The organism is Xanthomonas sp. NCPPB 3570, from assembly GCF_056725115.1.
On sequence record NZ_CM161513.1, the window covers coordinates 2,881,109 to 2,903,969 of the forward strand.

At 70.5% G+C, this 22,861-nt stretch carries 18 protein-coding genes; 7 read left to right on the forward strand and 11 right to left on the reverse strand.

Features of this window, described 5'->3' with window-relative positions:
• Window positions 1–13 precede the first annotated feature (13 nt).
• From AC1PLR_RS12580 to dxs, 7 genes are all read left to right on the forward strand, one after another.
• Window positions 14–859 (forward strand): FHA domain-containing protein, encoded by an 846-nt coding sequence (locus AC1PLR_RS12580; RefSeq protein ID WP_481101207.1) that lies wholly within the window; start codon window positions 14–16, stop codon window positions 857–859.
• Window positions 856–4,089, forward strand: a complete 3,234-nt coding sequence (locus AC1PLR_RS12585; protein ID WP_481101208.1) for a protein kinase domain-containing protein — start codon at window positions 856–858, stop codon at window positions 4,087–4,089. The genes AC1PLR_RS12580 and AC1PLR_RS12585 overlap by 4 nt, the downstream gene beginning before the upstream one ends.
• Window positions 4,086–4,799, forward strand: coding sequence for a sensor histidine kinase (locus AC1PLR_RS12590; RefSeq protein ID WP_481101209.1), 714 nt, complete (start codon window positions 4,086–4,088; stop codon window positions 4,797–4,799). The genes AC1PLR_RS12585 and AC1PLR_RS12590 overlap by 4 nt, the downstream gene beginning before the upstream one ends.
• A gap of 112 nt (window positions 4,800–4,911) precedes the next feature.
• A complete protein-coding gene (locus AC1PLR_RS12595; RefSeq protein WP_010342837.1) occupies window positions 4,912–5,559 on the forward strand; it encodes a response regulator in 648 nt (215 codons plus the stop codon).
• A gap of 103 nt (window positions 5,560–5,662) precedes the next feature.
• Window positions 5,663–7,447 carry an acyl-CoA dehydrogenase C-terminal domain-containing protein gene (locus tag AC1PLR_RS12600; RefSeq protein WP_481101210.1) on the forward strand — a complete coding sequence of 595 codons (1,785 nt, stop codon included), beginning with the start codon at window positions 5,663–5,665 and terminating at the stop codon, window positions 7,445–7,447.
• A 113-nt stretch (window positions 7,448–7,560) separates the two neighbouring features.
• Complete coding sequence (locus AC1PLR_RS12605; RefSeq protein ID WP_029562070.1) at window positions 7,561–8,220, forward strand: HNH endonuclease; 660 nt, start codon at window positions 7,561–7,563, stop codon at window positions 8,218–8,220.
• Window positions 8,221–8,370: 150 nt separating this feature from the next.
• Entirely contained in the window at window positions 8,371–10,284 is a 1,914-nt protein-coding gene (gene dxs / locus AC1PLR_RS12610) for a 1-deoxy-D-xylulose-5-phosphate synthase (protein ID WP_481101211.1), read from the forward strand.
• A gap of 131 nt (window positions 10,285–10,415) precedes the next feature.
• Here the strand turns inward: dxs and AC1PLR_RS12615 are convergent, their stop codons facing one another.
• The 11 genes from AC1PLR_RS12615 to AC1PLR_RS12665 all read right to left on the reverse strand — a co-directional run bounded on the left by AC1PLR_RS12615 (window position 10,416) and on the right by AC1PLR_RS12665 (window position 22,578).
• Entirely contained in the window at window positions 10,416–11,483 is a 1,068-nt protein-coding gene (locus tag AC1PLR_RS12615) for a TraB/GumN family protein (RefSeq protein WP_481101212.1), read from the reverse strand.
• Window positions 11,483–11,953, reverse strand: coding sequence for a cupin domain-containing protein (locus AC1PLR_RS12620; protein ID WP_481101213.1), 471 nt, complete (start codon window positions 11,951–11,953; stop codon window positions 11,483–11,485). Before AC1PLR_RS12620 ends, AC1PLR_RS12615 begins: the two co-directional genes overlap by 1 nt.
• Before the next feature lie 74 nt (window positions 11,954–12,027).
• A complete protein-coding gene (locus AC1PLR_RS12625) occupies window positions 12,028–12,819 on the reverse strand; it encodes a WecB/TagA/CpsF family glycosyltransferase (RefSeq protein WP_481101214.1) in 792 nt (263 codons plus the stop codon).
• Window positions 12,806–13,597: a polysaccharide pyruvyl transferase family protein gene (locus tag AC1PLR_RS12630; protein WP_010342846.1), complete on the reverse strand. Its 792-nt coding sequence runs from the start codon at window positions 13,595–13,597 to the stop codon at window positions 12,806–12,808. The genes AC1PLR_RS12625 and AC1PLR_RS12630 overlap by 14 nt, the downstream gene beginning before the upstream one ends.
• 52 nt (window positions 13,598–13,649) lie before the next feature.
• Window positions 13,650–14,837 carry a GumK N-terminal domain-containing glycosyltransferase gene (locus tag AC1PLR_RS12635; RefSeq protein WP_481101215.1) on the reverse strand — a complete coding sequence of 396 codons (1,188 nt, stop codon included), beginning with the start codon at window positions 14,835–14,837 and terminating at the stop codon, window positions 13,650–13,652.
• Between the two features lie 52 nt (window positions 14,838–14,889).
• Window positions 14,890–16,392 carry a lipopolysaccharide biosynthesis protein gene (locus AC1PLR_RS12640; protein WP_481070790.1) on the reverse strand — a complete coding sequence of 501 codons (1,503 nt, stop codon included), beginning with the start codon at window positions 16,390–16,392 and terminating at the stop codon, window positions 14,890–14,892.
• Window positions 16,389–17,438, reverse strand: a complete 1,050-nt coding sequence (locus AC1PLR_RS12645) for a glycosyltransferase (protein WP_481101216.1) — start codon at window positions 17,436–17,438, stop codon at window positions 16,389–16,391. The genes AC1PLR_RS12640 and AC1PLR_RS12645 overlap by 4 nt, the downstream gene beginning before the upstream one ends.
• Window positions 17,435–18,568 (reverse strand): glycosyltransferase family 4 protein, encoded by a 1,134-nt coding sequence (locus tag AC1PLR_RS12650; RefSeq protein WP_481101217.1) that lies wholly within the window; start codon window positions 18,566–18,568, stop codon window positions 17,435–17,437. The genes AC1PLR_RS12645 and AC1PLR_RS12650 overlap by 4 nt, the downstream gene beginning before the upstream one ends.
• Window positions 18,565–19,662, reverse strand: coding sequence for an acyltransferase family protein (locus tag AC1PLR_RS12655; protein ID WP_481101218.1), 1,098 nt, complete (start codon window positions 19,660–19,662; stop codon window positions 18,565–18,567). Before AC1PLR_RS12655 ends, AC1PLR_RS12650 begins: the two co-directional genes overlap by 4 nt.
• On the reverse strand, window positions 19,659–20,939 hold the full coding sequence (locus AC1PLR_RS12660) for a polysaccharide biosynthesis protein GumE (RefSeq protein ID WP_481101219.1): 1,281 nt from the start codon (window positions 20,937–20,939) through the stop codon (window positions 19,659–19,661). Before AC1PLR_RS12660 ends, AC1PLR_RS12655 begins: the two co-directional genes overlap by 4 nt.
• 178 nt (window positions 20,940–21,117) lie before the next feature.
• Window positions 21,118–22,578 carry an undecaprenyl-phosphate glucose phosphotransferase gene (locus AC1PLR_RS12665; RefSeq protein ID WP_010342854.1) on the reverse strand — a complete coding sequence of 487 codons (1,461 nt, stop codon included), beginning with the start codon at window positions 22,576–22,578 and terminating at the stop codon, window positions 21,118–21,120.
• Window positions 22,579–22,861 lie beyond the last annotated feature (283 nt).

The window sequence follows — 22,861 nt, forward strand, 5'->3', positions numbered from 1 at the left end:
AGGACATCCCGCGATGCCCGCGCGCCTGACCGCCTACCTGCCCGACGCGCCGGCGCCGACGCTGCTGCTCGCCGCCGGGCAGACGCTGGCGATCGGCCGCGCGGCGGACAACGCGCTGGCGCTGGAACATCCCTCGGTATCGCGCTGGCATGCGCGGCTGCAGCCGCAGGCCGATGGCCACTGGCAGTTGCACGACTTGGGCAGCAAGAACGGCAGCTTCCGCGACGGGGTGCGCGTGGCCGCACCGATCGCGCTGGAGACGGCGACCTGGCTGCGCTTCGGCGACATCTACGCCGAGTTCGCCCCGCTCAGCGCGGCCGATGCGGAACAGGCCGAGCGCCGCCAGCGCGCCCGCTGCGATCGCGCCACCGCGCTCACCCAGGGGCTGGCCCAGGTCGGTGGACTCGACGACCTGCTCGGCGCCAGCCTGGACGCGGTGGTCGAACTGGCCCAGGCCGAGCGTGGCATGCTGGTCCTGGCCGAACCGCAGGGCCCGCGCATCGCCGCCAGCCACGGCACCGGGCCGATGCCGCTGCAGCGCGGCCTCGCCGGCAGCGAGGGGGCGCTGCAACGGGCCCTGCGCGACGGCCGGGCCACCGTGGCCCACGACGTCGGCGGCGTGCCCTGGCTGGCCGAGCGTGCCTCGGTCTGCGCCGCCGGCCTGCGCACCATGCTGTGCCTGCCACTGCGCGACGGCACGCGCGTGCTCGGCGCGATCTATGCCGACAGCCGCCGCGCCGGCAGCGCCATCGGCGCGCTGGACATGCAGTTGCTCGAGGCCTTCTGCGAGCGTGCCGCGCTGTGGATCGCCGCACGCCAGGCGCTGCGCGACAGCGGCGCCGAGGTCGGGCCGGCATGAGCGACGCGGCCACCGCCACCGGCCTGTATGCGCAGGAAAATTTGAGCCCGGGCGAGGTGCTGGCCGGCCGCTTCCGCATCGAACGCCTGCTCGGCATCGGCGGCATGGGCCTGGTGTACCTGGCCCACGACCAGGCGCTGGGCATCGACGTGGCGGTGAAGCTGCTGCGCCCGGAGCTGGCGCAGCGGCCGCAGGCCTTCGCCCGCTTCCGCCAGGAACTGCTGCTGGCACGGCAGGTGTCCAGCCCGCACGTAGTGCGCATCCACGACCTGGCCGAGCACGCCGGGCGCTGGCTGATCAGCATGGACTACGTGGACGGCAAATCGCTGGAAGCGCGGCTGCAGCGCGAGGAACGGCTGGATGTCGACACCGCCCTGCGCATCGCCGGCGGCATCGCCCGCGGCCTGCAGGCGGCGCATGCGCGCGGCGTCGTGCACCGCGACCTCAAGCCGGCCAACATCCTGCTGCAGCGCGACGGCGATGCGCTGATCAGCGACTTCGGCGTGGCCTGTTCGATGGCCAGCAGCGGCCTCGGCGCGACCCTGGGCAATGTCATCGGCACGCCCGCCTACCTGTCGCCGGAACAGGCGCGCGGCGATGCGCTCGACCCGCGCAGCGACCTCTACGCGCTGGGCCTGATCCTGTACGAGATGCTCGCCGGGCAGGTGCCGTTCGCCGGCGGCACCCTGTCCGAGACCCTGGCCCAGCGCATGCTGCGCGAGCCGCCGCCGGTGGACCGGCTGCGCGCGGACGTGCCGGCCTGGCTGGTGCGGCTGCTGCAGCGGTTGCTGCGCCCGCAGCCGCGCGATCGGCTGCAGAGTGCTGGCGAGGTAATCGTGGCGATCGAGCGCCGGCAACTGCCGCGCGACCGCCGACGCTGGCGCCGGGTCGGCCTGGGCTTGGCCGCGACCCTGGCCGGCGCCGCCCTGCTCGGCGCCGGCGCCTGGCAATGGCAGGCGCAACGCACGAGTGCGCCGCCGCTGGCGGCCGTGGAGCCGTTGCCGCGCCTGCTGGTGCTGCCGCTGGCCGGCGACCCGGCCAGCGCCGAACAACGCCTGGCGCTGGGTGCTTGGCTGCGCGGCAGCCTGGGCGAAACGCTGACCGTGGTCGACGACGAACGCACCCGCCAGGCGCTGCGCCAGTACGACCCCACCGGTCAGGCGCCGCTGGACGTCAAGGCGCTGCGTCGGCTCGCCTCGGCGCAGCGCGTGCTGCAGCCGAGCCTGCAACGCCGGGGCGCCGGCTGGCGCCTGCAGGCGCTGCTGCATCCGCCCAGCGGCGCGGCGCAGCACATCGACGGACCGACCGCCGCCGATCCGGCCGCGGCCTACGCCGCCTGGCTGCCGATCGCATCCAGGGCACTGCTCGCCGAGGGCGCTGCCCTGCCCGACGACCTGCCTGCGCCCGCCGCACTGCAGGCCTATGCGCGCGGCCTGGCGGCGCGGCAGCGCGATGACAGCGCGCAGGCGCTGCAGCAGTTCGCCGCGGCCAGCGCACAGGCGCCGCAATCGGCACCATTGCGCCTGGCCGAGGTGGTCGCGGCGCAGGCCATCGGCGAAGAACAGAAGGCGCGCGAGGCGCTGGATACGCGCGCGCCCGTGGCGCCGGCACGGCCGCGCACGCTGGCGCTGCTGGCGGCGCTGCGCCTGGAGGCCGAAGACGATCTCGCCGCCGCCGACCGCGCCTGGCAGGCGCTGGCCACGGCCCGGCCCGACGACAGCGTGGTGCAACTGCAGGTCGCACGCGTCCAGGCGCAGGCCGGCCACCTGGACGCGGCGCGCGACCGCCTGCGCCCGCTGGCGCAGCGCGATCCCGACGACCCGCGGTTGTGGCTGGCGTTGGGCAAGCTGGCGATCCTCAGCGGCAACGCCGCCACCGCGGTGGACGAGGACCTGCTGCGTGCGCAACTGCTGTTCCGCCGCGGGCGCGACCTCTATGGCGAAGCGGAAACGGTGAACGCGCTGGGCGTGGGCTACGGCCGTCTCGGCCTGGCGCAGCAGGCGCAGGCGCAGTATCTGCGCGCCGTGGAGCTGCGCCGGCAAGTCGGCAATCGCCGTGGCGTCGCCACCAGCCTGCGCAACCTGGCCGGCACGCTGAGCATCGGTGGCGCCTTCGCCGAGGCCGAACAGAAGCTGCAGCAAGCGCAGGCCCTGTACGCCGAGCTGGGCGACCGCGATGGCCAGGCCGCCGCCGCCAACGAACTCGGCCTGCTGGCCGAGGAGCGCGGCGATTATCCGCAGGCGCTGCAGGCATTCCGCGGTGCGCTGTCGGCGTGGCGCGCGCTCGGCGATGCGCACGGCGTCGCCGAGACGCTCAACAACATCGGCTTCGCGCACTTCCAGTTGGGCGACTTGGACAGCGCCCAGGCGTTCTGGGAACAGGCCGCACGCGCCTACGCCGACCTCAACGACGCCACCGGCCGCGTACGCACCGCGCAGAACCTCGGCCTGCTCGCCACCGCGCGCGGCCACTGGGCGCAGGCGCAGAGCTTGCTGACCCAGGCCCTGCGCGAGGCCGAACGCCACCAGATGCTCGAGGAAGTGGCGGTGAGCCGGCGCAACCTGGCCGAACTGGCGTTCTGGCAGGGGCAGCGCACGGTGGCACTCACCGAACTGGACCAGGCGCAGCGGCTGTTCCAGCAGAGCCGCGACCAGCGCGGCCAGACCGACATCGCCCTGTTGCGCGCGCAGGTGTGGCTGGCGCTGGACGACCCGGCGCAGGCACGGCTGGCGCTGCAGCAGGTGCAGCGGCAAGCGCCCGCCTCGGTGTCCAGCGAACAGCGCGCCGGTGCCGCGCTGCTGCAGGCGCAACTGGACGAGCGCGACGGCAATGCCGCTGCAGCCGCCGCGTCGCTGCGCCAGGCCGAGGCGCTGGCGCGCGCAAGCGGCATGCGCCTGCTGCAACTGCAGGTCCAGGTGCGTGCGGCGCACGACGAACCCGCGCTCGCCGCGCTGGAGGGCGACGTCGCCCGCCTGGGCAACGCCGGGCTGCGCCTGCGCTATCTGCAGCAGGCGCTGCGCTACGGTGCGGCCGACCAGGTGGCGGCGCGCTATGCGCAGGCGCAGGCTCTGCTGCTGCGCGGCAGCCCGCTGTTCGCCGCGACGCTGCACGCACAGGCCGCGCAACGGCTGGAAGCGCTCGGCGACCACGCCGCCGCGCAACGCGCCCGCCGCGCCGCGGCGCAGGCCGCCGACGGTTCGTCTGTCGCACGCGCGGGCACCACGCCATGACCGACGCAGCCGCCGCCGACCGCTATCGCCTGCTGCTGCAGCGCCTGGAAGCCAACGAGCGCGAGTTCCGCCGCCTCGGTCGCGCCGTGGTCAAGGTCCAGGAGGACGAACGCCGGCGCCTGGCGCGCGAGCTGCACGACGGCGTCGGCCAGAACCTCACCGTGCTCAAGCACCGGCTGGCGCAACTGGGCGCGGCGCTCGGCAGCGCCGACGCGGCGCTGCGCACACCGCTGGAGGAGGCCATCCAGTTGTGCACGCAGGCACTGGAAGACACCCGACAGATGTCGCGGCTGCTGCGCCCACCGATCCTCGACGACCTGGGGCTGGAGGCCGCGCTGGGCTGGCTGGGCCGCAGCCAGTCCGCCGCCGGCGCCATCCCGGTCGCGGTCGAGATCGGCCCGCTGCCGGCGCTGGACGAAGCGCTGCAGACCCTGCTGTTCCGCAGCGCGCAGGAGGCGCTGACCAATGCGCTGAAGCACGCGGCTGCGCAGTCGGTGCTGTTGCGGTTGGTCGCCCGCGACGGCTGGGCGCACCTGCAGGTGCTCGACGACGGCCGCGGCTTCGATCCGCAGCAGGCGCTGGCGGCCGGTGGCAGCGGCCTGAGCGGCCTGCGCGAACGCCTGCGCCTGAGCGGCGGCAGCCTGCGCCTGCAATCGTCGCCGGGCGAGGGCTGCTGCGTGCAGATCCGGGTCCCGCTGGAGGCCGATTGAACGTCATCGCCCTCCCCCATGCCGGCAAGCGCATGGCCCTGCAGGCAACGCGATCGGCAGCGCCGCAACAAGCTGCCGCCCGCCCCGGCAACCACCACCGACGCACACCGGCATGAACGCCCCGATCCGTGTCCTCATCGCCGACGACCACACCCTGGTGCGCGAAAGCCTGGTCGCCGTGCTCGACGCCGTGGCCGGCATCCAGGTGGTGGCGCAGGCCGCCGACGGCATCGAGGCGCTGGCCAAGGCCGAGGCGACCCGCCCGGACGTGGCGATCGTGGACATCTCCATGCCGCGGCTCAACGGCATCGACGTGGTGCGGCGGCTGGGCGAGATCGTGCCGCTGGCGCGGATCCTGGTGCTGACCATGCACGAGGAACACGAGTACGTGCTGCACGCGGTGCGCGCCGGTGCCTCCGGCTACCTGCTCAAGGACAGCGCCAGCGCCGACCTGATCGCCGCCGTGCGCAACCTGCACGCCGGCCGCGGCCACTTCTCGCCGCAGGCGGCGCAGGCGTTGGTGACGCAGATGCAGCAGCCGCAGGCGCTGCCACCCGACCCCTACCGCAGCCTGACCGCGCGCGAGCGCGAGGTGTTCCACCTGATCGTGGAAGGCCGCACCACCAAGGAAATCGCGCGGGTGCTGCAGATCAGCGTCAAGACCGCCGAGAACCACCGCTTCCGCGTGCTAAACAAGCTGGGCATGCGCAATACCGCCGAACTGGTGCGCTACGCCGTGCGCCACCGCCTGCTCGACTGAACGGCCCCACGCAACCACGCCGTCGCCGCGGCTGCGCACACTCCATACGCCATAGTATCCTGACGCCCTCGGCCGCGCCGCGGCCCTAGCCACGAGCGATCGCATGAGCACCTATCAAGCCCCGTTGACCGATCTCCGCTTCGCGCTGCACGACGTGCTGCAGGTGGAGGCGCTGTTCGCCCGCCTCGGCCATGCCGACGCCAATGCCGAACTGATCGACGCGGTGCTGGAGGAAGCGGCGCGCTTCACCGGCAACGTGCTGGCGCCGCTGAATCGGGTCGGCGACGAGCACGGCTGCACCCTGGACAAGGCCACCGGCGCGGTCACCACCGCCCCCGGCTTCCGCGAGGCCTACCAGCAGTTCGCCGAGGGCGGCTGGACCGGGCTGACCGCCGCCGCCGAGTTCGGCGGCCAGGGCCTGCCGCACACCCTGGGCGTGCCGCTCAACGAGATGGTCAACGCCGCCAACCTGGCCTGGGGCAACTTCCCGCTGCTGTCGCACGGCGCAGTCGAGGCGCTCAAGCAGCACGGCGAGGCCTGGCAGCAGGAGGTGTTCCTGAAGCCGCTGGTGGACGGCCGCTGGACCGGCACCATGTGCCTGACCGAGCCGCATTGCGGCACCGACCTGGGGCTGCTCAAGACCCGCGCCGAACCCAACGCCGATGGCAGCTGGTCGGTCAGCGGCACCAAGATCTTCATCACCGCCGGCGAGCACGACTTCACCGACAACATCGTGCACCTGGTGCTGGCGCGGCTGCCGGACGCGCCGGCCGGCGCCAAGGGCATCTCGCTGCTGGTGGTGCCGAAGTTCAAGGTCGCCCGCGACGGCAGCGTCGGCGAGCGCAACGCGCTGCGCTGCGGCTCGCTGGAACACAAGATGGGCATCCACGGCTCATCCACCTGCGTGATGAACTTCGACGGCGCCCAGGGTTACCTGGTCGGGCAGCCGCACAAGGGCCTGCAGGCCATGTTCACCATGATGAACACCGCACGCCTCGGCGTCGGCCTGCAGGGCATCGGCCTGTCCGAGCGCGCTTACCAGAACGCGCTGCGCTACGCCCGCGAGCGCCTGCAGTCGCGTTCGCTCAGCGGCGCCAAGCTGCCGGAGAAACCCGCCGACCCGATCCTGGTGCATCCGGACGTGCGCCGCATGCTGCTGACGGTGAAGGCGCTGACCGAAGGCAGCCGCCTGCTGGCGCTGCACGCCGCCACCCTGATCGACATCGCGCACAGCGCGCAGGATCCGACCGAGCGCGAGCAGGCCGACGTGCTGGTCAGCTTCCTCACCCCGATCTCCAAGGCCTGCCAGACCGAGTGGGCGGTGGAGAACACCTACCACGCGCTGCAGTGCTTCGGCGGCCACGGCTACATCCACGAGCACGGCATGGAGCAGTTGGCCCGCGACGCGCGCATCACCACCCTGTACGAAGGCACCACCGGCATCCAGGCGCTGGACCTGATCGGGCGCAAGACCGCGTCCAGCCAGGGCGCCGGGTTGAAGCTGTTCCTGGCGCAGATCGAGGCCTTCCTGACCGAACACGCCGACAACCCGGCAGTGGCCGAATTCGTCGCCCCGCTGCGCGAGAAGGCCGCCGAGTGGGCGGCGCTGACCAAGCGCATCCTGCAGCGCGCCGCCGGCAATCCCGAGGAACTGGGCGCGGCCAGCTACGACTACGTGTTCTATTCCGGCTACGTGGTGCTGGCCTACTGGTGGGCGCGCAGCGTCGCCGCGGCCGAGGCCTCGGCCCATGGCGAGGCGTTCAAGCAGTCAAAGCGCGAGACCGCGCGCTTCTACTATGCGCGCCTGCTGCCGCGCACGCTGACCCACGCCGCGGCCATCGACAGCGGCGCCGAGCCGCTGATGGCGCTGGCCGACGCGCAATTCTGAGTCGCACATCCAGGTCCCGACGCAGCCCCCGGCACGCACGCCGTGCCGGGGCTGCAATGCCCGCCACCGCCGATACACAAACCGTCACCAATCGGGTATAAGCTGTCTTCCCGATGGAGACAGACACAACAACGCTTGGTCTGATCGATACCGGGGCCTGCGGCGCCTCGGCCGCGGTCCCGTCGCCTGCGGCGTCCCCTTCCCACCTGCCTTCGGTCCGGCTGCTGTCGCTGGACGCGCATGGCCGCGTGCTGGACTGGATCAACTGGCAGGACGCTGCCTGTCTGTATGCGCGTGGCGCGGTCGCCTGGACCCTCGGCGAGCCGTGCATGCACATCCATGGCGGCATCAGCCGCGCCAGCGGCGAGCGCAGCGTGCTGGAGCTGCATCCGATCATCGCCGCGCGCGGCCACGCGCATGCGCGTGCGCTCGACCCCACCCCGACCCTGACCAATACCGCGCTGTTCGCCCGCGACGCCCAGCTGTGCCTGTACTGCGGCCAGCAGTTCAGCCGCCCGCAACTGACCCGCGACCACGTACTGCCGGTGTCCAAGGGCGGCCGCGACATCTGGGAGAACGTGGTCACCGCGTGCTTCCACTGCAATTCGCGCAAGGGCAATCGCACCCCGCAGCAGGCATCGATGCCGCTGCTGGCGGTGCCTTACCGGCCGAGCTGGATCGAGCATCTGATCCTGTCCAATCGCAACATCCTGGCCGACCAGATGTCGTTCCTGAAGGCGCAGTTGCCGAAGCGCTCCAAGCTCTCGTTGTAGCCGCGCGGCCTCACGTCGCCGTCACGCCCGCTGCGACGGATTGCCGCACCCCGGCCAAAACAGCCCATCCACGCGCCCGCGACCGCACGGGTTGATTGCGTGTGCCCGGAATGGAGAGGAAAATGACAGGTCCGCTGAACCTCCATTCCGATGATCGACCCCACCCGCTATCCGCGCCTCTCGCGCATCCAGGTCCCCGAAGAACTGCGTCGCTTCGATGAATCGGAGCTGCCGGCCATCGCCGAGGAACTGCGCGCCTTTCTGATCGAGTGCGTCGGCAAGAGCGGCGGCCACTTCGGCGCCGGCCTGGGCGTGATCGAACTCACCGTCGCCCTGCACTACCTGTACGACACGCCGGTCGACCAGCTGGTGTGGGACGTCGGCCACCAGACCTACCCGCACAAGATCCTGACCGGGCGCCGCGACCGCATCCACACGGTCAAGCAAGCCGATGGCGTGGCGCCGTTCCCCAAGCGCGAGGAAAGCGAGTACGACACCTTCGGCGTCGGCCATTCCTCCACCTCGATCTCTGCCGCGCTGGGCATGGCGGTGGCGCTGCAGCGCATGGGCGACGAGCGCAAGGTGGTGGCGGTGATCGGCGACGGCGCGATGACCGCGGGCATGGCCTACGAAGCGCTGAACCACGCCGGCGGCATGGACCCGGAACCGAACCTGCTGGTGATCCTCAACGACAACCGCATGTCGATCTCCGAGGCGGTCGGCGGGGTCACCAAGATGCTGGGGCGGATGAGCGGCAGCAAGACCCTCAACGCCATCCGCGAGGGCGGCAAGAAGATCCTCGGCGACAAGAAGAGCAACCCCACCGCGCGCTTCGTGCGGCGCTGGGAAGAGCACTGGAAGGGCATGTTCGTGCCGTCCACGCTGTTCGAGGAAATGGGCTTCCACTACACCGGCCCGATCGACGGCCACGACCTGCCGGCGCTGCTCGGCGCGTTGAAGACGCTCAAGACCCTGAAGGGTCCGCAACTGCTGCACGTCATCACCACCAAGGGCAAGGGCTACGAACTGGCCGAGGGCGACCAGATCGGCTACCACGCCGTGGGACCGTTCGATCCGAGCAAGGGCCTGGTGGCCAAGCCGGGCGCCAAGGCGCCGACCTACACCGACGTGTTCGGCGACTGGATCTGCGACATGGCCGCGGCCGAGCCGGCGCTGCTGGCGATCACCCCGGCGATGCGCGAAGGTTCGGGCCTGGTGCGCTTCAGCAAGGAGTACCCGCAGCGCTATTTCGACGTGGCCATCGCCGAGCAGCATGCGGTGACCCTGGCCGCGGGCATGGCCGTGCACGGCGCCAAGCCCGTCGTGGCGATCTATTCCACCTTCCTGCAGCGCGGCTACGACCAGTTGGTGCACGACGTGGCGGTGCAGCAGCTCGACGTGCTGTTCGCGATCGACCGCGGCGGTGTGGTCGGCCCGGATGGCGCCACCCATGCCGGCAACCTGGACCTGAGTTTCCTGCGCTGCGTGCCGCACCTGGTGGTGATGGCGCCGGCCGACGAAGCCGAGTGCCGGCAACTGCTCAGCACCGGCCTGCGCCATCCCGGTCCGGCCGCGGTGCGTTACCCGCGCGGCACCGGCCCCGGGATCGCGCCGGGGAGCGCGCTGGACACCCTGCCGATCGGCAAGGCCCAGCTGCGCGCGCAAGGCCACAGCGTGGCGCTGCTGGCGTTCGGTGCGACCCTGGCGGCGGCCGAACAGGTCGGCCGCGAGCTCGGCCTGAGCGTGGTCAACATGCGCTTCGTCAAGCCGCTGGACCGCACCCTGCTGCTGGAACTGGCGCAGAGCCACGAAGGCTTCGTGACCATCGAGGACAACGTGGTGGCCGGCGGTGCCGGCTCCGGCGTGGCCGAACTGTTCAACGCCGAAGGCGTGCTGCGCCCGGTGCTGCACCTGGGCCTGCCCGACGCGTTCCAGCACCACGCCAGCCGCGAGCAATTGCTCGCCGAAGCCGGCATCGACGCTGCCGGCATTCGCGCCGCGGTGCTGCAGCGCTGGCCGCAACTGGCCAGCAGCGCCAGCGCACCGCGCACCGCGGCAGGCTGACCGCTGCGATCGCGGGTCACGGCACGGCGGTTGGCGCGTGCCGTGCCTGCTCGCCTGCCCCGCTACACGTATCGCGTCGCCGGACGCGCCCGAAGGCCGCTTCGCCTGGGCCGCGACCTGCCTCGCATGCGCTAAGGCGCGATCACCTCGGCGCCGCTGGCGCGTAGCCGATCCAGCGGCCCGCCCGACTCCTGCAGGGTCTGCATCGGCAACGCCGCGAAACTGGAGCGATTCTGCGCCAGCGCCCGCTCGGCTTCCCGCAGCCAGGCCGCCATCGCCCGCTGGCGCACATCGCCCAGGCCCAGCTTGCGCGCGATCGCCGCTTCGCCGACCGCGTCCAGGCAGATCCGGTACTGGTCGTTGGCCGGCAGCGTGGCCAGCGTGTCCAGATCGCCTTCGGACCAGGCGTTGGCGCGCTGGCGCATCGTCTCCAGGTCGCGATCGATGACCTGCAGGGTGCGGGCGAAACAGGCACTGTCGTTAAGCGAGGTCGCCCGGAATTCCTGCAGCGCGCGCTTGGCGTCGGGGACCTTCACCTCCACCACCACCGGCACGATCGGCACCCTGGCACGCTTGGCCGCACGCTCGATCACCGGCTGCACCACGCTGCCCAGGCTCAGGCCGGCGGTGCGCATCGCCGCTTCGTACAGTTCCTGCGCCGCGAACACCGGCCGCCAGCGTTCTACGCTGCCGTCGCGGCCCAGGTAACGTGCCTTCAACGGCAGCCAGCGCGCATACAGGTCAGGCGGCAGCACCTGCTGCAGGGTGCGGTCATCGGGATTGCGCCGCGCCTTGAGCAGGGACGGCAGCAGCATCAAGCTGCGTAACATGCCCAGGCCCGAGTCCAGGGTAACGCTCGGCGCTGCGATCACTTCCTGCGACTGGGCGATCACCCGCTCCACTTCTCCCGATTCCCACTGCATGCGCTTGGGCAGCGGCGACACCGTGCCGAGGATCCACAACACGTGGTCGCCGCGGCGGACCTGCCACAGGCCCGGGCCGGGCTGGCGCCCGCTCACCAGCACCGCGTCCAGGTCGACCACCGGTGGGTTCGCTGGCGCGACCGGCAGCGCGGTCTGCGCCTGCACGATGGGCACAGCCGCCGCCAGCAAGGCCGCGACCAGGCACACCACCGGGCCGCGCCGGCGCGCGATGGTTCTCGGCGCAGTCGCCGCGCGCGCCGCGCCCGGTCCCGGCATCAGTCCGCCAGCTTCGGCAGGTGCACCGCCAGCGGATCGGCCGCGGCCAGCAGTTCGAAGCGCTCCCACAGGAAGCCCGGCGCCACCACGCAGCGCACCAGGCAATAGTCGGCCAGCGGCCGCGCCGCCTGCCAGGTACCCGCTGCGATCACCACCGAGGGCATGCCGCCGCGCTCGCTGGCGTCCAGACGGTAGCGCTGCAGGCCGTGGTTCGGGTCGAAGCCGAACAGTTCCAGCGCCCCGCCCTCTTCCCATTGCCAGGTCTCGTCGGCATCGATGCGGTGCCAGTTGCTGACCTCGCCGCGCTCCAGCAGGAAGCGGATCGCGGTGCAGGCCGGGCGCAGCGTCTGCGCGTGCTGCACCGTCAGGGCCGAGGTATGCACGCGCGCATAGCGTCCGCCCTCCGGGTGCGGCAGCAGCGACAGGTCGCGCACCAGGGCGGCGATTCGGAAGGCGGCGGCGCTGGACATGCGTCCAGTCTAATCCCGTGGATGGCCGCGCGAATGTCAGGCAGCGCCCTTTTGTCGGCGACAGCCGGTCGGCGTCACGAGGGCCGCAGCGAGTCCCGGACAGGCGGCGTGGCGCCCAGGTGTCGGCCGTGGCGCAGGCATACGGCGAAGAACACCAGCAGATCCCAGCTGTAGCGCTTGAGCAGGCGCCGCGGCTCGTGCAGCAGGCGATAGATCCATTCCATGCGCAGCCGGCGCACCCAGGCCGGCGCGCGCCGCGCGGTGCCGGACAGGAAGTCCAGCAACGCGCCCACGCCGAACGCCAGCGGCACCTGCAGTTGCGCCGCGTGCTGCAGCAGCCAGCGCTCCTGCAGCGGATTGCCGAACGCCACCAGCAGCACGTCGGCGCCGCTGGCGTTGATGCGCGCGGCCAGGCCGGCGCCGGCGGCGGCGAACTCGGCATAGCCGTCGCAGGTGCCGACCACCTCCTGCCCCAGCGTCTGCCGCAAGGTCTGCGCCGCGGTGTCGGCCACGCCGGGACGGCCGCCGAGCAGGAAGAAGCGCAGCGGCCGCGGGCTCTGCCGGCACAGCGCCGGAATCAGGTCGGTGCCGTTGAGGTTGCCGGCGAAGCGACGGCCGTGCACCAGCAGCGCGCCCAGGTCCATGCCGATGCCGTCGTTGACGATGCACACGTCCGGCACGGCGAGTTGCGCGCGCAGGGCCTGGCACTGCACCACGAAGTTGGTGTTGGCGAAGAACACCTGGCGGCGCTCGCCACGCGCCAGCGCCTGCAGCAAGGTGGCGACGAAATCGGCTTCGGTGCTGCACAGGATCGGATAGCCGCCCAGTGCCAGCACCTCGCCCGCCGCGCGCTCACCAGAGGTCATGCGGAAAGCTCTCCAGCAGGCCGCGCTGCACCGCGGCCAGGTCGAACACGGTATTGCCGCCCAGCGCGATGCATTCCTCCACCGTCTGCCCGGCATGCCAGCGGCTGCGGCCGGTGCCGGCGTAATAGTCGTCGTACTTGAAGCGGTCCTCGCCGTTGCCCCAGTCCAGGTACACCGAGGGCACGCCATAGGCTTCGGCCAGGATCAGCCCGTGCAAGGAACTGGACACGACCAGTTCGGCGCCGAGCAGTTGCCGCACGAACGCGGCCGGCTGGCGGTTCGGCAGCACCAGGTGTTCCTTGTACTGCGCATACTTGTCCAGGGATTCGTTGAAGTGCGGCACCACCATGACCGGCCGCCGTGCCGGCGGCGGCGCCAGCGCCTCGCGCGGGAAGAACAACGGCATCAGCAGGCCCGGATCGCCGTACACCTCCGGCACCTGCAGGCCGCGCTCACGCAGGAAGGCGCGGGTCTTGGGCCCGCGCACGGCGCGCACGTCGAGCTGGCGGAAGGTGTGGCGGTCGGCGGGGATCTTGCCGTTGACGCCGCTGCCCCACACGGTGTCGCCGTCGCGGGCGAAATGCAGCACCGAGCCGATCGCGATCAGCCGCGTGCGCTTGTCGCGCTTGTCCAGCAGGGTGCGGTCGCGCTGGCCGAGCACGTTGGAGACGATGATCTTGGAAAGATGATCGCCGACGTTGATCTCGCCGTTCTTCGGCTTCCACCAGAACAGCGCCCGGCGCTCTTGGTAATCGATCCATTTTTGCAATGCGGACATCGGTCCTCCTTGGTTGCGCGGGATGTAAGGCAGATACGCCGGCGGCGTGTGTTCAGGCGGTGCGGTCGGCGAACAGGCGTGTCTCCGGGTAGGCGGCCGGGTCCAGCACCCGGTCGGTGGTGTCGGACCAGCTCAGGCACTGGCGATGGCGCACGTGCGGCGCCTGCAGCGCCTGCCCGATAGCGGCGACGATCGATGCCTCGTCGCCCGGGGTGTAGCCGAAGCGCGACGGATAGCGGCCGACCACGGCATTGGGGCACACCGCCGGCAGGCCGAAGAAGTCGTACTGCAGCAGCTTCATCGAACTGTCGGCCAGATACGCCGGCACCTGCTCGGACACGTACGGGGCGATGCCGAAGCGCGCGTGCTTGATGTAGCGGATGGTCTCGGCGTGCTTCATCTCGCCGTACACCACCACGTTGTCGCCATAGCCCGGCGCACGCCCCATGCCCGAGCCGATCACGTGGAAGGTGACCTGCGGAAAGGCGCGGCTGGCGGCGACGAAGAACTCGGGATCGAACAGCATCGAGCCCACCGCCACCGCATGGATGCCCTCGCCGTACGGCGAGGGGTCGCCGAGCGTGTGCAGGTCGTGGTCCACGCCATGGCCGACGTGGTACACGTTGTGGCGGCTGGCGACCTCCTCAGCCATCGCCGGCGACACCAGCGCGATCACGTCCAGGCTCGGTGCCACGCGGTCGAACTCGCGCTCGATGTAGTCGGCGACGTTGATCGTGCTCAAGCCGTCGGAGGCGCGATACACCTTGCGTGCGGTCGGGTTGATCCGCGCCGCCAGGGCGATGAAGGCCACCGCGATGCCGCTCTCGAACACGATCACGTCGGCCTCGCGCATCCAGCGGATCAGCGTGGCCGGCGCGCGCGCCGCGTAGACCTTGAACATCAGGTCTTCCAGCGGCCGCAGCCAGCGCCGCCGAGTGTTGAACGGATGCAGCAGCGCGCGCCACAGGTAGCAGTCCACGCCTTTGTGGCGGACCACCTGGTTGGCGGTGGCGTCCAGCGGCAGGCGCAGGTCGCCCTTGAGCCGCGACAGCAGGCTGTAGCGCAGCGAAAAGAACCGCGTGGTGCCGCGCTTGGCCAGTTCATCGGCGATGAAATGGATGTTGGCGCGGCGCGGTGTGCGGTAGTCGTGCGCCGACAGCACCAGATAGCACGGCGCACGCCCGGTGGTGGCCGCGGCCGGTGCCGATGCGGGCAGCGCCGCTGCGGAAGAATCGCTCATGCGCTCGCTCCTGTGCGGAATGAAGGAAAGGAAAGACGCGGCCGGCCGACGCTCATCGCGCTCCCCGTGCCTGGCGCAACAGCGTGCGCATCTGCAGGATGGCCAACACATCGCGGCGGAACGCCGGCCACAGCGCGAACACCAGCAGGCCGGACAGCGCCATTGCCGCGGCGCCGACGATCAGCTGCATCCAAAGCGACGCGCCGCCCCACTGCTGCGCGGCCAGGTAGGCGGCGACGCCGCAGACGCCGTAGCCGAGCACCGCGCGCAAGGCGTTGTTGAACAGCTCCCAGGCCGGAATCTGCGGCGCGATACGCGCGATCCAGATCACCGACAGCGGCCACATCACCAGCAGACCCAGCGTGTAGCCCACGGTCACGCCCATCACGCCCCACAGCGAGCCGGCGAAGATGCAGGCGATCAGCATCACCCGCCCCACCACCGAGTACACCAGTTGCTGGCGCATCAGGCCCAGCGCCAGGAACACCCAGTAGGTGGCGTAGGACGCGGTCTGGAAGATGCCGCCGAGGGTCAGCACCTGGAACAGCGGCACCGCCGGCCGCCACTGTTCGCCCAGCACCAGCACGATCAGCGGCATCGCCAGCGCGCAGGCGCAGGAAAACAGCGCCACGATCAGGTGCACCATCACCGTCTGCCCGCGCAGCAGGAAGTTGCCGAAACGCGGCGGGTCGTCCTGCAACTGCGACAGCACCGGCAGCGCCACCGAGGTAGCCGGCGCGTTGATCTGGTTCAGCGGCATCATCAACAGCTGGAACGCGCGGTTGTACAGGCCCAGCGCTTCGGCGCCGATGCGGTGGCCGATGATCACCTGGCCGACGTTGCGGCTGGCATAGCCGAGCAACTGCGCGGCCATCAGGTTCCAGCCGAAGCTCAGGAAGGTGCGCATCGGCGCATCGCGCCGGTAGCCGCGTGGCAGCCAGCGCGCGCAGGCGCCAGCGATCAGCAGATTGACCAGTGCCTGCACCACCTGCTGCCAGACCAGCGCCCAGTAGCCGTAGCCGGCCAGTGCCACGCCGACGCCGGCCAGCAGGCCCAGCACCTGCGCGCCGACGTCGCTCAGCGAGACCTGGCCGAAGCGCAGCGCACGGCTCAGGTGCGCGCGATACTGCGTGGTCATGCCGTTGAGCAGGAAGGTCACCGCCAGCGCCTGGGAAATGCCGAGCAAGGCCGGCTCGCGGTAGAAGTGCGCGATCCACGACGAGGACAGGAACACCACGATCGCCAGCGCCAGGCCGATGCCGCTGTTGATCCAGAACAGGTTGTCGCGCTGCTCGCGGCTGACGTGCTTGGCCTGGATCGCGGCCGAGGACAGGCCGAAGTCGCGCAGGATCTCGGCCATGCCGACGATCGCCGTCACCATCGCCATCAGGCCGTAGTCGTAGGGCGTCAGCAGCCGCGCCAGCAGAATGATGCCGCCGAACTGCACCACCATCTTGGCTAGCTGCCCGGCCATGGTCACGGCTGCACCGCCGGCGGCGCGGGCGCCCAGTCCGGGTTGCGGCGCTGCCGGCCGCGGGGTCTCGGCGCTGCTCATGCGTTCTCTCCGCGGCGCGCGGTCAGCGCCTGCAGATAGCTGCGGTAATGCTGCAGGCCGATGCCGTTCCAGTCGCGCCGCGACAGGTCCGGCACGGCGTCGGCCGGCAACTGCTGCGCGTGCGCCAGGGCCTGCGCCAGTTGCGCCGCATCCAACTCGCCCTGGTACAGCTGCACCCACTGCGCGCCGACTTCGTCGACGATGGCGGCATTGGCCTCGCTCCACGGCGCCAGCACCGGGCGCGCCAGCGATAGCGCCAGCAGCAAGGTGCCGGAGTTGTGCATCTGCCGGTACGGCAGCACCACCAGTTCGGCCTCCCCGACCTCCTGCGCCAGCACCGCGTCCTCCACGTACTGCAGGCGTGCACTGATCCGCGGGTCCTCGGCGCAGGCGCGCTCGACCACGCCGCGGATCTGCGCATCGATCGGGTTGCCGGCGATGCGCAGGCTGAGCTGGGGATCGGGCAATGCGCCGAACGTCGCGATCAACGTCTCCACGCCCTTGTACGGGCGCAGCAGCCCGAAGTGCAGCAGGCGCCCGCGCACCCGCGGCGGTTGCGGCAGCGGCGCGTACCAGTCGCGGTAATGGCCGTGCAGGATGGTATCGGTGGCCGGCGCGCGTTCGGGCGTGGTCGCATTGATGCGGATCCAACGCGCGGTCTGGCGGTCGATCCAGCGCAGCAGCAGGCGTTCGCGCCAGCCCTTGTCCTCGTGCGGCGCCACATTGTGCAGGGTGCGCACCAACGGCACGCCCGTCACACGCAGGCGCAGCAGCAACAGCGCGACGCAGACCTGCTTGGCCAGCGTACCGAGCGCGGTGCGATGCCGCAGCAGGTACTCCGGCCAATGCAGATGCAGCACGTCGTAGCGCGACAGCAGCGCCGCGCGCATCGAGAAAAAGCGCAGGTGCACCTGCGGCGGCAGCGCCGCGTAGAGCTGGGTTAGGTAGGGATTGGTGGTCGCGGTCGGGCGCTCAGTGGACAGCAGCACGGTGACTGCCGGCGCAGTCTGCTGCGCCGCGCCGTGGCGTTGGCGCTCGCCGCTCATCGGCCGCCCTCCGCGCCGCCCAGCGCCAGGCGGTACTCGTCCAGATAGGCACCGACCACGCGGTCCCAGTCGTAGCGATGCGCATACGCCATCGCCGCGGCGCGCTGCGCGGCGAAGTCCGCATCGGTGGCGGCAGCGAAGGCGCGCACCGTGGCCGCGGCCGCCTGCGGATCGGCCGGGTCGACCAGCACACCCTGCCCCGACTCGCGCTGCAGGCGCGCGAACGGCGGAATGTCGCTGAGGATCGGCAGCAGTCCCGCGCTCATCGCTTCCACCGCGGCCAGGCCGAACCCCTCGTGCCGCGACAGGCACACGAAGTACTGCGCGCTGCCGAGCAACTGCGCCAGTTGCGCCTGGGTCGGCGCTACCTGCAGGCGCACCCGCTGCTGCAGGCCGCGCTCGGCGATCGCCTGCTGCAGGTCGGCCACGCTGAAGTCGTACTCGCGCCCGGCCACGATCAATTGCCAGGCCGGATCCTGCGCGGCCAGCGCGCGCACCAGGTCCAGGGTCTCCAGCAGGCCCTTGTTGACCGACCAGCGCCCGAAGTAGATCAGCGTGCGCCCGGGCGTGGCGCTGCCCTGCCCGGCAAACTTGTCCACGTCCACCCCGTTCTCGATCACCCGCAGCCGCTGCGGCGCGACCACCTGCGAGAACAGCTGGCCGTCGTTCTCGCTGGTCGCCACCACGCGCGCATAGGCGAGCGCCGAGATGCGGGTGAGGGTCTTGAACCAGAGCATCTTCAGGCGCGAGGCATAGGTGGTGTGGAAGAAACCGCCATGGGTGGACACGATCATCGGCACACGATGCAGCGACCGGGTCAGGGCCAGGAAGTCGTAGAAGAAATCGATGCCGTGCACGTGCAGCAGCTCCGCGCCGCGCACCGCCGACAGCACCGACGGCGTCAGCGGGTAGCGCGAGGAACCGCGATACGGCAAGCGCACGATCGGCACGCCCTGGTGGCTGTCGCGCGGGGCCAGGCGTTGCTGCGGATCGGTGAACACCCGGTCCAGGCTCACCACTTCGACCTGGTCGCGGCCCTGCTGCAGATGGCGGCGCGCGATGTTCAGCACCACCTCCTCCATGCCGCCGACCGAGGGATGGAACTGGCGCACCACATGCACCACCTTCATGCCGTCGCTCCCGCGACCGCGCTGCGACGCACGCCGATCATCCACGGCGCAATCCGCACCAGCACCGCGCGCATCGGCACGCTGGCCAGCACCGCCAGCACGCTCACCGACACCGCCCAGGCCGGTCCCCAGGCATCGCCGCGGACCAGGCCGGTACGGGCGGCGACGCCGGCCATCACCGAGAACAACAAGGTGTGCGTGCACAGGATCAGCAAGGTGTTGCGTCCGATCCACTGCAGCCAGGCCCAGTGCTGCAGCAGCCCGGCGATGCACAGCGCCATGGCGCTGCCGAGCAGGCTGGCGACCAGGAAGCCCAGCGGGGAGTCGCCGAACTTGAGCATGTTCACGTCCACGCGGCCGTTGTGCCAGGCGATCGCGAACCAGGCCGCGCCCAGAAGCAGCGCCGCCAGCGCATTGCCGGCCGGCCGCGCCGGCCACCACTGCGCCCGCGTGGCGGCGAGCGCCCCGATCGCGAAGAAGCACAGCGCCACCGGCAGCACGTCCAGGGAGAACGGCAGGCGCATGTCCTGCCCCGGGAACCAGCACGCCCAGCCCCAGGCCAGCGGCAACGACAGCCCGGCCAGCACCGGCAACGACAGCGTCCGACGCAGCGCCAGATACGCCAGCGTGGTCACGAACAGCGCCGGCAGGAACCACAGCGCCGGCATCACGTAGAGCTTGGGGCCGATGCCGCTGACCAGGCCCAGCAGCGGCTCCCACCACGGCCGGTCGCCCCACAGCTGCGCCTTGCTGCCGATATGCCGGGTCAGCATCCAGTACGCGTAGGCGACGAAAAAGAACGCCACGTACGGCAGCAGCAGGCTGCGCGCCAGCTTGCCGACCGTGGCCAGGGTCAGCGGGCGGTTGCCGAAGGCCTCGCCGACCCAGCCCGACAGCAGGAAGAACATCGGCACGTGGAAGCTGTAGGCCAGGATCACGTAGGCGTGCGGAATGCCCTTGGCATGCCCGAACACCACCAGCAGGATCGCCAGCGCCTTGGCCGCATCGATGCGCATATCGCGCGGCGCGCTCGTCAGCGCGGTGCGCGTCTGCGCCGGCACCGACGTGGAGACAGCCGTGGCGGGCGCGCTCATGCCGGCACCGCCGGGAGACGCGGAGCCGGCGTCGTCGCGGTCGCCGGCAGCACCGGCGCATCGCGCAGGCGCGGCGTCATCTGCCACAGGCAACCGCACACGAACCACCACAGCGCCGCAGTCTTGATCGAGAAGTAGCCGTTGGAGACCAGCAGGCTCAGCGAGAAGGCGAAGATCAGCAGGTTCTTGAACAGTTGCCCTTCGATGGTGCGCATCAGCATCGCGAACGAGTACGCCAGCAGGAACGCCAGCACCAGCAGCACCGACTGCGAGGAGATGAAGTAGGCGATGCCGCTGTCGAAGTAGCGGTACGGCTGGTCCACGTCCAGCCCCATCCACGCATCGGCGCTCATCCTGCGGATCGAATCGACGGTGAAGAACACCCGACCCAGCGTGGTGTCCTCGTAGCTCTGGATGCCCGAGGCCCAGACCAGCAGCCACGCCCCGCCCATCACCAGGAAGAAGATCAAAAAGCCCAGGCGCTGGTCGGTGCGCAGCAGCAACGGACTCAGCAGCGCCATCATCACGCAGGTCCCGGCAGCCAGGCGCCCGTCGGAGGCCACGATCAGGAAGCCGATCATCGCCACCGAGGCGACGATCGCCAGCGGCCGCATCCAGCGCCAGAAGGTCAGCAGGATCGCGGTGAAGAAGATGATGAAGTTGCCCATCGTCACCGGCTCGATGAATACCGAGGAGGCGCGTGGCAGGTTCGACGACGGCAGGAAGTTGCGCGCGCCGGGCCTGGTGGCGCTGACGAACAGATTGCTGTCCTGGTTCCAGAAGCTCGACGCGCTGGCGCCGCGCGCGTTGACGAAATAGCTCTTGGGGTTGACCACGTCGCCGTAGACCTTGGGCAGGGCCAGCTCGAACACCGCCACCAGCGACACCAGCAGCGCCATGCGCACGAACATGCGCGGCAGCGAGCCGGTATACGCCGCGCCGAGCATCAGGAAGGCGAACGGGATCAGCGCATCGCGGAAGAACTTCGGATCCAGCGTCCACGCCATGAACAGGCGCACCAGCATCAGCAGCGCCAGCAGGGCGATGCCGGTGAACACCATCGCCATGCGCTTGCGGTCCAGCGCGCGCATGCCAAGCAGGAAACACGCCGCATAGACCGCCAGTTCCACCGCGTAGGTCATCGCCGGGCTGACCCGGAACACCTTGGCGTTGATCATCGCCAATACGAAGTTGTAGCCGACGGCGAACAGCAGCACCAGCTCGATCAGCAGATTGCGACGCTGCTCGCGCAGCGGCATGTCCGGCGCGCTCAGCATGCGCACCCCGCTGCGGCGACGGCGCAGCGCGCGACGACGCCACGCTGGACGCGTGCCGGGCGTGGCGCCGGCATGCGGCGCGCCAGCCCATTCGGTGCAGGCAATGCAGGAACGACGGCGACGCGGAGGCGACGCCGACGCTGCACACGGTCGGCGGGAAGAAGACGCATCGGGCGCATCAGTAGGCGGTCTTCTGCCCGAGCACCTTGAACGCGGTCAGCACGATGATCCGCGTATCCAGCCACAACGACCAGCGGCGGATGTAGTCCAGGTCGTACTGGATGCGCTTCTTCATCGTGCGCAGTTCCGGCGTCTCGCCGCGGAAGCCGTTGACCTGCGCCCAGCCAGTGATGCCCGGCTTGACGTAGTGCCGCTGCATGTAATGGTGGATCAGCTTCTCGTAGTGGGTGTTGTGCTGCGCCGCGTGCGGACGCGGCCCCACCACCGACATGCTGCCGCCGAGCACGTTGAACAGCTGCGGCAGTTCGTCCAGGCTGGTGCGGCGCAGGAACGCACCGAAACGGGTCACCCGGCTGTCGCCGCGCGTCGCCTGCACCACCACGTCGCTGGGCTCCTGCTGCACGCGCATGGAGCGGAACTTGTACATGTAGAACTCACGCCCGCCCAGGCCATGGCGGCGCTGGCGGAAGAACACCGGACCCGGCGAGCTCAGCTTCACGCCCACCGCGATCGCCAGCATCAGCGGCCACAGCACCGCCAGCGCGGCCAGGGCCACCAGCTTGTCCTGCAGCGCCTTGGCGACCACGAAGTAGGTGTTGCGGTCCACCCCGCCCTGGCGCAGGTTGATCACCGGTACGTTGCCGATCTGGTCTCCGGACTGGTTGAGCATGCCGAAGTCGAACAGATCGGGAATCAGCCGGACCTGGATCGGATAGCGGTCCATGCGCTGCAGCAGCTGCTTGATGTGGTCGCGCTCGCCCAGCGGCAGCGAGATCCACACCTGCTCGACCTGGTGGTCGTCGAGGTAGTCGATCAGCGCGTCGGCGGTGCCCTCGCCCAGGCACTGCAGCTTCTGCGGATGGTCGGCCACCGACAGGTCGTAGTCGCTGCTGAAGTAGCCCACCACCTGCATGCCCACCCAGGGATTGCGGCTCAGGTAGTTGTGGATCTTCACCACCGGATGGCGCAACCCGACCACCACCACGCGCTGCACGTCCACGCCTTCGGAACGCAGCCGGTTGAGCACGCCACGCACCACCGTGCGCGAGAGCAGCAGCGTTCCCAGGCTGGTGACGAACCAGGTGCCGATCCACAGCCGCGAGACCTGCTGGCCGAACTGCACCACGAAGGCATGCATGGCGAACAGGGCGAACACGCCGCCACAGGCCAGGCTCAGCACCATCATCTCGCGCAACAGGCCGCGCCCGCGCCAACTGCGGTACAGCGGGAACAGGGCGAAGCAGATCACCGCGTACAGCAGCGTGGTGCCGATCGCCACCCGGTATGCCGGTTCCGGCATCCAGGTACCGAACAGCAGCCGGTGGGTCAGCAACGCGCCGCCGACCATGACGGTCAGGTCGGACACGCGCAACAGGATGTCTGCCGCGGCCGCGTACTTGGACAGCATGCGCGGCGAGGAGGTCGTATAGGTGGCGCTACTCAGGTCTGCCAAAAGCATGATCGGGATTCCTATCCAAACCCGGTCGATCGGCATGCGGGGGAACATGCGACGCCGCCGGGCCTCGATTTCGCCTGCCTGTGGACCGCTGCGGCGCCTCCCTCGCCGACCCCAGGTCCACGGCAGCCCGTGATTACTTCAACAGAAGAACGTCTTCGTACAACCGCGCTGGAAAATAATGGAGCACCTCATTGCCTAGCTGAACCACGTATCACCTCACTGAAGACTGTGCGTCGAACCGATGCCGATGTGTGCGTTGCGGCACGCGCTCGCGCATTGCGCG